This window comes from Paenibacillus soyae (assembly GCF_024623455.1).
Taxonomy (GTDB): Bacteria; Bacillota; Bacilli; order Paenibacillales; family Paenibacillaceae; genus Pristimantibacillus; species Pristimantibacillus soyae.
On record NZ_JANIPJ010000015.1, the window covers coordinates 104,014 to 116,729 of the forward strand.

Annotated in this window: 14 protein-coding genes; 11 read left to right on the forward strand and 3 right to left on the reverse strand. The window is 51.7% G+C overall.

The genetic code is table 11. The features are described 5' to 3' along the window. Positions 1–99 precede the first annotated feature (99 nt). The 6 genes from NQZ67_RS19930 (at position 100) to NQZ67_RS19955 (ending at position 5,195) form a co-directional block, all read left to right on the forward strand. Positions 100–528 carry an NfeD family protein gene (locus tag NQZ67_RS19930; RefSeq protein ID WP_257449323.1) on the forward strand — a complete coding sequence of 143 codons (429 nt, stop codon included), beginning with the start codon at positions 100–102 and terminating at the stop codon, positions 526–528. A 16-nt stretch (positions 529–544) separates the two neighbouring features. Next, complete coding sequence (locus tag NQZ67_RS19935) at positions 545–1,465, forward strand: SPFH domain-containing protein (protein WP_371825333.1); 921 nt, start codon at positions 545–547, stop codon at positions 1,463–1,465. 173 nt (positions 1,466–1,638) lie between these two features. Further along, positions 1,639–2,415, forward strand: coding sequence for a YheC/YheD family protein (locus NQZ67_RS19940; RefSeq protein WP_306812969.1), 777 nt, complete (start codon positions 1,639–1,641; stop codon positions 2,413–2,415). Between the two features lie 110 nt (positions 2,416–2,525). Beyond that, a complete protein-coding gene (locus NQZ67_RS19945; RefSeq protein ID WP_257449327.1) occupies positions 2,526–3,260 on the forward strand; it encodes an MBL fold metallo-hydrolase in 735 nt (244 codons plus the stop codon). Further along, entirely contained in the window at positions 3,250–3,819 is a 570-nt protein-coding gene (locus NQZ67_RS19950) for a TetR/AcrR family transcriptional regulator (RefSeq protein WP_257449328.1), read from the forward strand. Before NQZ67_RS19945 ends, NQZ67_RS19950 begins: the two co-directional genes overlap by 11 nt. A 104-nt stretch (positions 3,820–3,923) precedes the next feature. Next, positions 3,924–5,195, forward strand: coding sequence for an MFS transporter (locus NQZ67_RS19955; protein ID WP_257449329.1), 1,272 nt, complete (start codon positions 3,924–3,926; stop codon positions 5,193–5,195). Positions 5,196–5,256: 61 nt separating this feature from the next. Here the strand turns inward: NQZ67_RS19955 and NQZ67_RS19960 are convergent, their stop codons facing one another. Further along, positions 5,257–5,484 carry a 3-dehydroquinate dehydratase gene (locus NQZ67_RS19960; protein ID WP_257449330.1) on the reverse strand — a complete coding sequence of 76 codons (228 nt, stop codon included), beginning with the start codon at positions 5,482–5,484 and terminating at the stop codon, positions 5,257–5,259. Positions 5,485–5,852: 368 nt separating this feature from the next. Here NQZ67_RS19960 and NQZ67_RS19965 point away from each other — a divergent pair, with 368 nt between their 5' ends. The 4 genes from NQZ67_RS19965 to NQZ67_RS19980 all read left to right on the forward strand — a co-directional run bounded on the left by NQZ67_RS19965 (position 5,853) and on the right by NQZ67_RS19980 (position 9,436). Next, complete coding sequence (locus NQZ67_RS19965; RefSeq protein ID WP_257449331.1) at positions 5,853–6,626, forward strand: sugar phosphate isomerase/epimerase family protein; 774 nt, start codon at positions 5,853–5,855, stop codon at positions 6,624–6,626. Positions 6,627–6,647: 21 nt separating this feature from the next. Beyond that, positions 6,648–7,673, forward strand: coding sequence for a Gfo/Idh/MocA family protein (locus NQZ67_RS19970; protein ID WP_257449332.1), 1,026 nt, complete (start codon positions 6,648–6,650; stop codon positions 7,671–7,673). Positions 7,674–7,928: 255 nt separating this feature from the next. After that, positions 7,929–8,699, forward strand: a complete 771-nt coding sequence (locus tag NQZ67_RS19975; RefSeq protein WP_257449333.1) for a CAP domain-containing protein — start codon at positions 7,929–7,931, stop codon at positions 8,697–8,699. Positions 8,700–8,782: 83 nt separating this feature from the next. After that, positions 8,783–9,436, forward strand: coding sequence for a 3D domain-containing protein (locus NQZ67_RS19980; RefSeq protein ID WP_257449334.1), 654 nt, complete (start codon positions 8,783–8,785; stop codon positions 9,434–9,436). A gap of 20 nt (positions 9,437–9,456) precedes the next feature. Here the strand turns inward: NQZ67_RS19980 and NQZ67_RS19985 are convergent, their stop codons facing one another. Together NQZ67_RS19985 and NQZ67_RS19990 are read right to left on the reverse strand one after the other, a co-directional pair. Next, positions 9,457–10,116, reverse strand: coding sequence for a polysaccharide deacetylase family protein (locus tag NQZ67_RS19985; RefSeq protein ID WP_257449335.1), 660 nt, complete (start codon positions 10,114–10,116; stop codon positions 9,457–9,459). A gap of 390 nt (positions 10,117–10,506) precedes the next feature. Beyond that, on the reverse strand, positions 10,507–11,772 hold the full coding sequence (locus NQZ67_RS19990) for a methyl-accepting chemotaxis protein (RefSeq protein WP_257449337.1): 1,266 nt from the start codon (positions 11,770–11,772) through the stop codon (positions 10,507–10,509). Between the two features lie 276 nt (positions 11,773–12,048). On the opposite strand from NQZ67_RS19990, the gene NQZ67_RS19995 reads away from it, so the two are divergent. After that, the gene (locus NQZ67_RS19995; protein WP_257449339.1) at positions 12,049–12,462 is read left to right on the forward strand and encodes an O-methyltransferase; all 414 of its coding nucleotides are present in this window, start codon (positions 12,049–12,051) and stop codon (positions 12,460–12,462) included. Positions 12,463–12,716 lie beyond the last annotated feature (254 nt).

The window sequence follows — 12,716 nt, forward strand, 5'->3', positions numbered from 1 at the left end:
GGTCTTTGCGCGCCGCGTATGGAATACATTATGTCTGAGTCTTTTCTTCCAATTCGGTATTGTTCCACTTCGTTCCAATAACTTAAGGGGGTGTATGGGATGGACTGGTGGTTAATTTGGCTCATCGTTGCAGGGGTTTTATTCGTGGTCGAGATGCTGACGCTAACCTTCTATCTCCTGTGGCTTGGAATCGGGGCGCTTGCGGCGGCGCTTGTCGATGTGATTTTCCCAGGCGCCGTATTGCTTGAAGTAATTGTAGGCTGTATCGTTGCGCTGCTGCTCACCATATTTACGAAGCCATTAACGCGGCGGATCCAGACGGGCCGAGGCTTCAAGGACGCGGTGGACGATTTGATCGGCATGCGCGGTACGGTGATCGAAGACATAAGCCCGGAGGCGCCAGGCATCGTGAAGGTCGGTGGAGATACGTGGAGCGCAACCTCGACCGAACCGATTGGGAAAGGCGAAAGCGTTATCGTTGTAAGCAGAGGCAGTGCATTTCTAGAAGTTAACAAATGGGGAGGTTGATGGTATGGAGACGGGTATGATTATAACCGTTGTCATTGTCGTATTAGCTGTTGTGTTTATATCGATGTCGGTAAAAATTATTCCGCAGCAAAGGGTAGGCGTCGTCGAACGGCTTGGTAAATTCAGCCGGCTGCTGACGCCGGGGATTAACATCCTCATTCCGGTCATTGACCATGTGAGAACGTATCACGATCTGCGCATTCAGCAGGCGAACGTGCCGCCGCAAACCGTTATTACGAAAGATAACGTGCAGGTAAAGATCGATACGATCATTTTCTATCAGGTAACCGGGCCCGAGCAAGCGACCTACGGTATCTCCGACTACGTCTATGGGGTACGCAACATCAGCACCGCGACGATGAGGCAGATCATTGGCAAGATGGAGCTGGACGAAACCTTGTCCGGACGCGAAAAAATATCGACGGATATCCGGATTGCGCTTGACGAGGCGACCGAAAAGTGGGGCGTACGCATCGAACGCGTCGAGGTTATCGACATTCAGCCTCCTACGGACATCCAGGACGCGATGGATAAGCAGATGAAAGCGGAGCGCAGCAAGCGTGCGATGGTGCTCGAGGCGGAAGCCGCAAAGCAGGATATGATTCTCCGCGCGGAAGGCGACAAGCAAAGCAAAATTTTGAAGGCCGAGGGCGAGAAGGAAGCGCGCATCCGCGCCGCGGAAGGTCAACGCCAGGCTCAGGAGCTGGAAGCGCTCGGCGAAGCGAAAGCAATTCAGTCGATCGCGGAAGCGGAGAAGAACAGAATCGAGCTGCTCCGCGCCGCCGGATTGGATGAACATGTGCTTACTTACCGCTCGCTTGAAGCGCTCACGGATATCGCGAATGGCCCTGCCAACAAGGTGTTTATCCCAACGCGGGCGATCGAGACGCTTGGCAGCATCGGCGCGATCGGCGATATGCTGAAGGAGAAAAAATAACGCGAAGCAAAAAAGCTTCCACCGCGATTTGCGGAGGAAGCTTTTTTTGCATGACATTGCGGGCGGAATAACTGAATGATGCGGGATAAGACGACCACAATATGCTATTAACCTATGGATAAACGTACTTACGTTCATAGACTTGGTTCATAGAGTATATAGAGGTGAATCCATTGGCCAAAAATTATGCAAGCCGCAATATTAGGGGAAAGCTGCGCGTCTGCGATTACATGCGGGCAGATAGTAAGCTGCGCGAATATGTGCCTAGGACGGTTGCCTTCAACAGGGCGAATCTCGAGATGATGACCGATCGTTATTCGGCCGTGTACGTGAAGCCGGATGTGGGCTCGCAGGGTATTGGGGTCTGCAGGGTTCGGAAGACGGAAGCGGGTTACGAGTTGAAGACGGTTGAAGGCAAAAAGCAATGGAAGGCCGCTTACGAAACGATTGAAGCGTTATATAACCGGATCGTCAAGCTGAGGCGAAGCAAGCTGATCGTTCAACAAGGGATCGGACTCGACCGTGTCAAAGGCAGGCCGTACGATATCCGGGCTATGGTACAACGCAAACCGGGAAAATCGTGGGAATGCACCGGCTATATGGTGAAAGTGGGCGGCGCGAACAAGATCGTCACGAATTATTATCAGGGAGGAGCCATCTACACGCTTCGGAGGCTGGAGAAAGAACGCGGGCTTTCTTCGGGCGAAGGGAAGGCCAGGAAGCGTATGATGACTGAGGTCGCGCTCCGGATCGCCAGTACATTAAGCGCGAGGCGATCCGGCATGCACGAGATGGGTATTGATTTTGCGTTCGATGGAGCGGGCAGGCTGTGGGTGCTCGAAGTGAACTCGAACCACCCCCAGTTCCACCCCCTGAAGCAGCTTGCGCCGAAGATGTATTACAAAATGCAGGAGTTCGCCGAATCGTATGGCCGATACAGCGCGAAGTAACCAAGGCAGACCGGACGATAGGGTACCGGTCTGTTTTTTGGGCTTGAAAAACTAATGGTATTAGTTTAAACTAAAACTAACGATATTAGTTTTATGGAGGGCGTGATGTTATGAGAATGGTTCAGGAGAGTAAGGTTACCCAGCTAACGTATTTGCCTGTTATGTTCCCGGTTAATTGCTATTTGGTGGAGGAAGACGAAGGCTTGACCTTGGTGGATGCCGCGCTGCCTAACAATGTTGGGGCGATTCTGGCGGCAGCAGAAAGGATTGGCAAGACGATCACCCGAATCGTGCTTACGCATGCGCATGGCGACCATGTCGGCGCGTTGGACGGATTAAAAGAGCGGCTGCCGGAAGCCAAGGTGTATATTTCCGAGAGAGACGCGAAGCTGCTGCGCGGCGATGCATCGCTCGAAGAAGGAGAAGGCACTGCTCCGATTCGCGGCGGTATACCGAAGGGGATTCTGACAAAGCCTGACGTTCTGCTTCGGGAGAATGACCGGATCGGCTCCTTATCGGCGATAGCCGTTCCCGGACATACGCCCGGTTCGATGGCTTTCCGGGATGAGCGGTCCGGCATTGTTATCGCGGGAGATGCGTTTCAGACACGCGGCGGCGTAGCCGTAGCCGGCCATATGAAGCTAACCTTCCCGTTTCCGGCGATGGCGACGTGGAACGCGGCGGCCAGCCTCGAGAGCGCGAGGAAGCTTGCGGCCCTGAAGCCGTCGGTATTGGCGATCGGACACGGCAATATGCTGAGCTCGCCGGTTCAAGCGATGGAGCATGCGATAAGGGCCGCAGAAGCGAATTTGAAGAAGAAAGGTTTGATTCGGCATGTCACCTAGAGCAGGTCTAGACCTCCATACCATCGTAAGGCAAGCCGCGGAGATGGCGGATACCGAAGGGGTAGAAGCGGTGACGCTCGCTTCTCTTGCCCAGAAGCTGGGGGTGCGCTCTCCGTCTCTATACAACCATGTGAACGGATTGCCGGCGCTTCGGTCTCATCTCGCGGTGCACGGATTGACTCTATTGGATGAAGCGTTGGAACGCGGGGAGAGCGGGAAGGAGGGCGAGGACGCTATTATCGGGGTAGCGAATGCTTATTTGAGCTTTGCCAGGCAGCACCCGGGACTCTACATCTTAACCCTGCAGTCGCCTGCGGTGGAGAATGAGGAGCAGGTCCGTCTGGGTGAGCGGCTTGTTGCCCGCCTGCTGCATGTTCTGAAGCCCTTCGGATTGACGGAAGAAGAGGGTATCCATGCCGTCAGAGGTTTAAGAAGCTTGCTTCATGGCTTCGCTGCTCTCGAGTATCAAGGCGGCTTCGGAATGCCGATCGATAGTCATGCAAGCCTGATGTACGTGCTGCATCGATTGCTGGATGGATTGCGCGGATCAAACCGCTAAGAAGTGGTACTGTACAAAACCAATTCGCTGTAGTAATATCCAATCGAATGAATCGGGAAGAGAAACCGTTCTAACATCCTAGCGAAGAAGGTATCGATCATCTTATGGCACGCGTGACGAAATCAAATGCTCATCTCGTGAAATTCGGTATGCCCATGACGGCGAGGGTGTGGCGAAACGCGCGCATCGATCTTTGGGCAACTTGCTTGTTCGGTTTATTTAACGTCGTCATGAACCAATTTTATGTGGCGTTTGCCATTCAACAGGGAGCCAGCCACCTGCAGGTAGGTCTGCTGACCGCTGCTCCGGCGGTCGGATTGATCTTCTCCCCGTTATGGGCCGCATGGATTGAGAAGTCCTCCAATCCGAAGCCTTTTATGATTATTCCTAACGCGCTCGGCAGGCTGTTGCTGCTGTTCCCCGCCTTTTTTCCCGATCCGGCCGTTTATGTGGTCACCGCATTGGCGTTCCAGATGCTGATGGGGATTCAAGCGCCGGCCTATGCTTCGCTCGTATCCCGTATGTATCCAACGGATATAAGAGGCCGGCTGATGGGGTATGTGCGGGTAGCGATGGGGATTCTGATGATCCCGCTCGCTTACGCCGTTGGCAGCTGGTCGGAGGCGTTTGGTCCGTCGGGACCGTTAATCGCCGCTTCGATCGCCGGTTTTCTATCCATCGGACTATTTAATACGTTAAAGCTGTCCAAAAAGGTGGAACGCACCTCGCTCCCCGTAAAGGAAGCTGACTCCGAACCGGCGCAGAGGAAACGGAAGTTCGCGTTCAAGGAGCAGCTGGAGCTCGTCTCCTCGAACAAGATTTTGGCCGTTTTTCTGGCGGCCACTACATTCGCCGGCTTTGGCAACATGCTGGCAAGCCCGTTATATCAGATCATACAGGTTGACGTCCTGGAGCTGTCCAACATCCAGATCGGCCTTGCAAGGGTGGCTTATTTTACGGCCTTGCTGCTTACGTTCTGGGTTGCGGGCCGAATGATCGACCGTTATCCAATTAAATATGTGCTGATGGTCGGCATTGGCGCTTATGCGGTCGTTCCGATGTTATACGGCATCTGGGGGACTTATCCGGCGGTCATTCTAGGAAACGCGATACAAGGCATAGGCGAGGCGATATGGGATATCGGCATCCTGTCATTTATATTCCGGCTTGTGCCGGGCCGGGAAGCGATGGTTTTCGGCATTCATCTGATGCTGTTCGGGGTGCGGGGCACGCTCGGTCCGCTATTGGGATCTACGCTTACGTCCGAGGTTTCGATCAGCTCTCTTCTAATAGCCGCGTCTATCTGCGGGTGGATCGGCACCGCGTTGTTCGTGTTCGGCAATCGGGGCAAAGAAACGCGGCTAGCTCCAAGTTAACCAAAGCAAAAAAACGCCCTCCTCTGCACCTTATGGCGCAACGGGAGGGCGTTTTTTTTTTTTAATAGAGGGAAATCGTAAGGGTGTCTCTTTCGTAATAAGAATGAAGCGTAGCTTCGCTGCCGATTATTTCGACGCTGATTAAGGAAGCGATACACTTTTTCAGAGCGTTTTTGCCCGTGGTGAGCTTACGGTTCAGCACCGTTGTCAGCTTATCTATCGCTTGCTTGTTTGTATCGGTTAAGTAAACGGGAATTGTTTTATTCTGAAAGATTAGCATTGTTTTCATTATGAAAACCTCCATCCTGCGAAGGATTAATTTTCTAACCCCATTTTAACGCATAAATATTAAATAAGTCTTAAAAAAAATTGAGCATTAGGTTACAAAGTTGTCATCATTTCATGTCGGCGCCTATATGTAACGTCTGTTAGTTGTAATTAGTATACTCAATAAGGAACAATTTGCAAGGGTATGAGGATTATGCACATGGAGCACCCTGTAAGAGTGGCGGGACGATGGGAGAAAGGGAAATAGCAAAATCGCATAAAAAGAAGCTAATAATACAGCTGTTTTCGTTAGATAGCGGTCGATATAATGGAACAGGAAGAGCAAAATTATACATTTATGATCAACCGATACGAAGGAGTGAAGCGGCAATGAAAAGAATGAGCATTGGTTTGCAAATGTACACGCTTCGTGACGCGACAGCGCAAGATTTCGAAGGTACGCTGCGCCAAGTCGCCGCGTTGGGCTACGAAGGCGTCGAATTCGCGGGTTACGGCGACATTCCGGCAGAGCGCATGCGCGATTTGCTTCAGGAGCTGGGGCTTAAAGCGATCGGAAGCCACATTGGACTTCACCTGCTGGAGAATAATCTCGACAATGAAATCGCTTACCTGAAAACAATCGGAGCAAAATACGCGATCTGCCCATGGCTGCCGGTTGAAGCGCGCGACACGGAGGCTTGGCGTACCCATCTCGTCAATTTCGAGAAGTACGGCGCTCGTTTTGCCGAAGAGGGCATCGTGTTCTGCTACCATAATCACGATTTTGAATTCGAAGTGGAGATTGACGGCCAAATCGTATTCGATGCGCTTTACGAACGGATTACTCCGGAAAAGCTGCAAGTGGAAATGGATATCGGTTGGGTTCAATATTCGGGCGTTGATCCGCTTGCCTACATTCGTAAATATGCAGGAAGATTGCCGCTTCTTCACCTGAAGGATTACCGTGGCGGAGAAAAAGGCAAGCAAATCGATACGGTTGAGCTGGGAAGAGGCGATCTGCCTCTGAACGCGATCATCGAAACGGCTTCCGAAGCTTCCGTCGAATGGCTGATCGTTGAGCAGGACACCTGCGCGAATCCGCCGCTCGAGTCGGTTGCGACGAGCATGGAATGGGTAAAAGCAAACTATTTGAACAAATTTTAATAAAGCGGGGGAACTATTCAAATGTCTAAAGTACGCGTAGCAGTAATCGGATGCGGATCCATCTCGAAATATCGCCATATCCCGGAATATGCGGCACATCCAAACGTTGAGCTGGTCGCATTCGTCGACCCGGTTATCGAGCGCGCTCAGCATTATGCCGATCAATTCGGCGCCAAAGCGTTCGCCGATTACGAAACCATGCTGGCCGAAGTGAAGCCGGACGCGGTAAGCGTATGTACGCCTAACGCCCTGCATGCTTCGATGTCCATTGCCGCTGCCAAAGCCGGCGCGCATGTTCTTGTAGAGAAGCCGATGGCCGTGACCGACGCGGAAGCGGAAGCTATGATTCAAGCCGCGAGCGACAACGGCGTACGCCTCATGGTTGGACATAACCAACGCCTGATGCCGCCGCATGTCAAAGCAAAACAAATTCTTGAGTCGGGCGTACTTGGCAAAGTATTGACGTTCCGTACATCCTTCGGCCATCCAGGTCCGGACGCATGGAGCATTGACGGAGCAAGCAGCTGGTTCTTCCGCAAGGAAGAAGCGCTTATGGGCGCGATGGGCGACCTCGGCGTACATAAATCCGACTTGATCCGTTGGATGCTGAACGACGAAGTAGCAGAGATCGGCGCGTTTGTAGGCACGCTGCACAAAGAAGGAACGCAAGTGGACGATAACGCGTCCTGCATTCTTCGCATGAAGGGCGGCGCGATCGGAACGCTTGTCGCTAGCTGGACTTACTATAAAGGCGAAGACAACAGCACAATCCTCTGGTGTGAGAACGGCGTAATGAAGATCGGCACGCATCCTGACGATCAAGTTATCGTCGAGCTTCGCAACGGCACGGTTGAGAAACATAAAGTAGGAGCCATCTCGACTAACGAGAAGCAAGAGTCGAGCGGCGTAGTCGACGCCTTCCTGGACAGCATCCTGAACGACAAGACGCCGGCGATCTCCGGCGAAGAAGGACGCGCTTCCTTGAAGGTTATCCTTTGCGCGTTCGAATCGCAAGAAACCGGTAAGTTCGTAACTGTTAACGGCTAATTAATACTTCGAGCAACAGCCTTCCGGCCCATGGAGAACCATGGGTTCGGGAGGCTGTTTTTGCTTTCTATTTCTCTTAAAAGACGGGTGATAGGCGGATGAGTAGATTCTCATAATGCAGCAATGGCGCAACTTTGGGGCTGATTCCGATGGAATTGGAAAGTTTTGCGTCATGAAACGAGCATACCCCCATGCTAAGATTAGTGGCGTCGGGAGAGACCGAACAATAAATCCTAGCTTAGGGGGAAACGAATAATGAAATTGCAACCATTGCGCATTGGCGTAGCAAGCATAATTGCGGCAACAATGATCGGCACGGGCCTCGCAGCTCCGAAGGCGGATGCGGCGTCTGAAATCCGCATTATTACGAATACCCAGTACTTGAATTACACAACGCTGAATCAGATCGCTCAAAAATATGGCATCGACCTTAGCAAGCTCAACTTCAACTTTAACGGCATAACGATTAACTGGCCGACGCCTGCGCCAACGGCGAAGCCGACAGTAACGCCGGCACCGACGGCGAAGCCGACAGTAACGCCGGCACCGACGGCGAAGCCGACAGCAACGCCGGCACCGACGGCAAAGCCGACAGCGACACCAGCTCCAACGGCGAAGCCGACAGCGACGCCGGCGCCAACGACGACTGCTCCGGCAGCGTCGACAATCCAGCAGCAAGTCGTAACGCTGGTTAACCAAGAGCGCGCCAAGCTTGGACTTCCTGCCTTGCAAATGGACACGCTGCTTAACAAAGTTGCAACGGAAAAAGCAAGAGATATGGACGTAAACAATTACTTCAGCCATACTTCTCCAACGTACGGTTCGCCGTTCGATATGATGAAATCCTTTGGTGTGAAATACTCTTACGCAGGCGAGAACATTGCATCCGGTCAACCGACAGCGGCACGCGTCATGTCCGACTGGATGAACAGCCCGGGTCACCGCGCGAATATCGTTAGCCCGAACTTCACGAAAATCGGAGTCGGCTACGTGAACGGCGAATGGGTTCAAATGTTTATCGGCTAATAAGAAGGCATTGCACCAAGCAGAACGTTAAGCGCTAAGCTTGACGTTCTGCCATCTTTATTTCATCCAGGAGGTAGTTGGTTTTGAGAAAGTCAATCCTTGCGAGCGCGGCGATCGCCATTACCGTTGCGTTAGCGGCAGGTACAGGAACAGCACATGCGGCAACAAAAATACATACGGTGTCCGCTTCAGATACGTTTTGGAAGTTGTCACGGCAGTATAAGGTTTCTCTTCAATCGATTTTAGACGCGAATAAGGGCGTAAATCCGCAAAATCTTCGAATCGGCACAAGGCTGACCATCCCGGTCCGCGATGAAGCTGCCGAATCGAAGCAAGAAGCAGTAGTAACGATGAAAGCGGCATCAGCCGAATCGGAAACGATGTTGGTTCAAGGGCCGGGCGGATACGACTATAGCTTCACGAAGCAGATCAATCTTCAAGCGACGGCTTATTCTGCGGACCCATCGGAGAATGGCGGCTGGGGGGCTGTCGATTATTTCGGCAACAAGCTGAAGATTGGTACGGTAGCCGTCGATCCGAACGTCATCCCCCTTGGCACCAAGCTATACATCACTGGTTATGACTACATCGGATTGCCCAAGATCGGCATTATTGCTACCGCCTCGGATACGGGAGGCGCAATAAAAGGGAACCGAGTGGACATATTCGTACCGGGAAGCAGGCAGCAGGCGCTTAGCTTCGGTATCCAAAACGTTAAAGCTTATATTTTGAAATAAAGGAACGCCGCGCCAGCCTGCTAGCGGTAGGGTTCCTTCCCGAGTAGCTCGGGCAGCGTGACCAAGTCGTAGCCATTGCTTTGCAGCTGCTCAATTAATAGCGGCAGGGCTTGTATCGTCCCGGATAGATCTTGCCCTTCTCCCCCGCCGGCATGCTGCAGAACAATCGAGCCCGGCTGAAGAGTCCTCTTTATATTGGCCAGAACCCGCGCGCTGCTCGGGTTTTTCTTCCAATCCTCCGAATCGACATCCCAATTGACGATGGTAAAACCATTTTCTTTTCCCCACGATACTTGCTTGGAAAGCAAATCCCCGTACGGCGGTCTGATTAAGGTAGGCGACACGCCGATGATTTTTTGGATAATGCCGTCCGTTTTCCATATTTGCTGTTCGAATTGATACATGCTTAGCGTGGAGAACACAGCGTGATTAAAGGAATGATTGCCAATAATATGGCCTTCCCGCATCATTCTGGCAACAAGATCAGGATGCTTGGCAGCCCGGTCTCCCACGACAAAAAAGGTGGCGCAAACCTCGTATTGAGCCAGAACATCCAGAATGGCAGGCGTGTATCTCGGATCCGGAGCATCGTCGAAGGTGAGCGCCACTTTCTTTTGATCACGGGCGCCGTTTGTCATAAAGACGCTTGGGAATTTCCGTTTCAACGTATCCCAGGACATCACAGCCGATTGACGCCGTGCGGTACGCCGAACCGGACGTTTTTTTGTTTTGCGCTCACGCACAGCTTTCGGGCGCGATTGTTTTTTGGATGCAGCCGCCCGCTTAATCGTTTTGTTCTTAGGGGCCTGTTTGGCCGCTGGATTGACGACGGATGTCGGCGAGCTAGGACTGCCGAAGGCGTGAGGAGAGAAGCAGGTAAGGCACAGCGCGAGCAACAGGATCGTTTGTAAACAGGTTTTGGCGTGGTTCCGCATATCGCTTCATCCATTCCGCTTAAGTGTTGTACGCATTAGTGTGCCGCCTGCACGGAGGTTCATACATATTTCCGAGGAAATGACGGTAAGAAAAGCCCGACAGCGTCAATTGCTGTCGGGCTTGAAGAATGGGGATTATTTCATTTTGAATACTTGAATCGTACGTTGAAGCTGGGTTGCCATTGTAAGCATGCGCTCCGTTTCTTGTACGACCGCTTGCACGGAGGCGATCTGTTCGTTCATCGAAGCGGATACCTGCTCGGTGCCGGCAGCAGACTGCTGCGTAATGGCGGATATATTCTGAATCGCTGCAGAAATTTTTTGCGCGCTTTCAAGCATAGCGTCGCTTTCTTGCGAAAACGTATAAATTTGCTCCGAAATAAACGAGACGCTTTGTTCGATTTCTTTGAACACGTGCTCCGATTGGCGAATATGCTCGGTTTGAAGCTTGACGACTTCTTCGTTCACCTTCATATTGCTGATGACTTCTTGAATGCCTTCATCAATGCTCTTCACTAGATGGAATACTTGCTTCGTTGAGGTCGTCGATTCCTCCGCCAGCTTCCGCACTTCCTGCGCGACGACCGCGAAGCCCCTGCCATGCTCCCCGGCTCTTGCCGCTTCGATCGACGCGTTAAGCGACAGCAGGTTCGTCTGCTCCGCGATATCGGAGATCGTGGTCGTGATGGCGGAGATACCTTGCGCCTTGCGCGCCAAATCCTCAATTGTAGCGGCAACTTGGGAGGTCGCCTCCACGTTTCTCTGCATGCCTTCGGCCTGCACTTCCAGCGCTTCCCGGCCTTTGTCGACGAGCGCTATCGTCTGCTTCGACTTATCGTTCATTTCCTTGGTGGAATGGGCATAAGCCTCGACCTTCTTCTCGATCTCCGTGATCGATTCGCTCATATTCATAACGTCTTCCGAAATTTCGTTGGAGCCTGTAGCGAGCTCGTTTGCCGACGCTGCTACTTGCTGCATAGCCGTCTGAATGTTGTTGTTCTTATCGAATATGCTTCGGCTGGTGTCTGCGACATGCTTGATGATGTTGGATGTTTCCGTCAAGATTTCGCGAAGCTTGTCCACCATGCTGTTGAACGAGTGGCCGAGCTCTCCTGCGCTGGAGCTGGAGGATGTGTCGATTTTTTGCGTGAAGTCTCCTTTGGCGATGCGATAGGCTGCTCCCGATATTTCGTTGAAGGACTGCGTTATGGAACGTTCGATGAAGGAAACCGCGGGATACGCCGCGATGGCGAGAACCACGGCTCCGATAAGAACGGCGAGCACTTTGCCGCCGAGTATTGCTGTCATTAAGAGGGTAACAATGGCAAATAGCGCTAAAAGCAAATAAGTCGTAACCAATAATTTATTGCGTACCGACTGCGAATAGTACCATTGAATCATTATGTAAGCGCTCCTTTTATTAGAATAACCATATTATAACACCGATGCCGAAACCGGTCTATAATTGTCGAACCATAAAATAGCAGAATCGACAGGACTAAAGGCTTATTCGAATAGGTCTCAAAACGCAATAATAAATTCGGAAAATACCAATAATTTTTTCGGTGAACATTGAGATAGCGGATGCTACCATAATAGACAATTAACAGCATAAAAAAAGACGATATTTGTCGGAACAATCGATCGATTGTCGAAAAAACGAGGAGGAATCGAAAGATGGATTTTAATTCGGTATCGCTGGCCAGGCAAGTGGATTTTGTATTCAGGCAGTTGGAGGGCGAATTGAAGGATGCGACCGCAGGCACGGTGCTGATTCATATCCGCAACAATTCGGTTGGGAAGTTCGGCCTCAGGCATCATCCGATCGAGACGAAGGACGGCATGATCGAAGTCAGCGGAAAGGGGCTGACGCAGTCGCAAGTGCAAGCCTTCCGTCAGATGGCGATTGAAGCCCTTAAGTACAGAAAGGATTGGACGCACGGTGAAATCCTGTACGACTTTTCCGTCAAACCGAGCACAAACTCCTGGTCGGCCAGCGTTCTGTACGAGTCGAATTACAACATGGCCACATGGAATAGCCGTTATGTACCGAATGCCAAACCCCAGCAGTTACTGCGGGAATTTTCATAGTCATATTGGAAGATCTTGAACTGAAACCGGCCGCTCATGCCATAGAGAGCGGCCGGTTTTCTTTATAGCGGTTCATTCTTTTACCCGGATGCTAGATTTTACTATTCCACAAAGAGGCAGCTTCTCTTCATTCGGCTTCTCATCTTGTCGAAATAATGTAAGCGAAGACTAATTTGTATTCGTAACTAACGCGAAAATCTTGTCGGATTATAGCCAGTAAGACCCAAAAAAGGAATTGTAAACGATTGTGGTGC

Coding starts and splice junctions, on each gene's coding strand:
- NQZ67_RS19930 (WP_257449323.1), top strand. CDS start 100: ATGGACTGGTGGTTAATTTGGCTCATCGTTGCAGGGGTTTTATTCGTG.
- NQZ67_RS19935 (WP_371825333.1), top strand. CDS start 545: ATGATTATAACCGTTGTCATTGTCGTATTAGCTGTTGTGTTTATATCG.
- NQZ67_RS19945 (WP_257449327.1), top strand. CDS start 2,526: ATGAGAATGGTTCAGGAGAGTAAGGTTACCCAGCTAACGTATTTGCCT.
- NQZ67_RS19950 (WP_257449328.1), top strand. CDS start 3,250: ATGTCACCTAGAGCAGGTCTAGACCTCCATACCATCGTAAGGCAAGCC.
- NQZ67_RS19955 (WP_257449329.1), top strand. CDS start 3,924: ATGGCACGCGTGACGAAATCAAATGCTCATCTCGTGAAATTCGGTATG.
- NQZ67_RS19960 (WP_257449330.1), bottom strand. CDS start 5,484: ATGAAAACAATGCTAATCTTTCAGAATAAAACAATTCCCGTTTACTTA.
- NQZ67_RS19965 (WP_257449331.1), top strand. CDS start 5,853: ATGAAAAGAATGAGCATTGGTTTGCAAATGTACACGCTTCGTGACGCG.
- NQZ67_RS19970 (WP_257449332.1), top strand. CDS start 6,648: ATGTCTAAAGTACGCGTAGCAGTAATCGGATGCGGATCCATCTCGAAA.
- NQZ67_RS19975 (WP_257449333.1), top strand. CDS start 7,929: ATGAAATTGCAACCATTGCGCATTGGCGTAGCAAGCATAATTGCGGCA.
- NQZ67_RS19985 (WP_257449335.1), bottom strand. CDS start 10,116: ATGTCCTGGGATACGTTGAAACGGAAATTCCCAAGCGTCTTTATGACA.
- NQZ67_RS19990 (WP_257449337.1), bottom strand. CDS start 11,772: ATGATTCAATGGTACTATTCGCAGTCGGTACGCAATAAATTATTGGTT.
- NQZ67_RS19995 (WP_257449339.1), top strand. CDS start 12,049: ATGGATTTTAATTCGGTATCGCTGGCCAGGCAAGTGGATTTTGTATTC.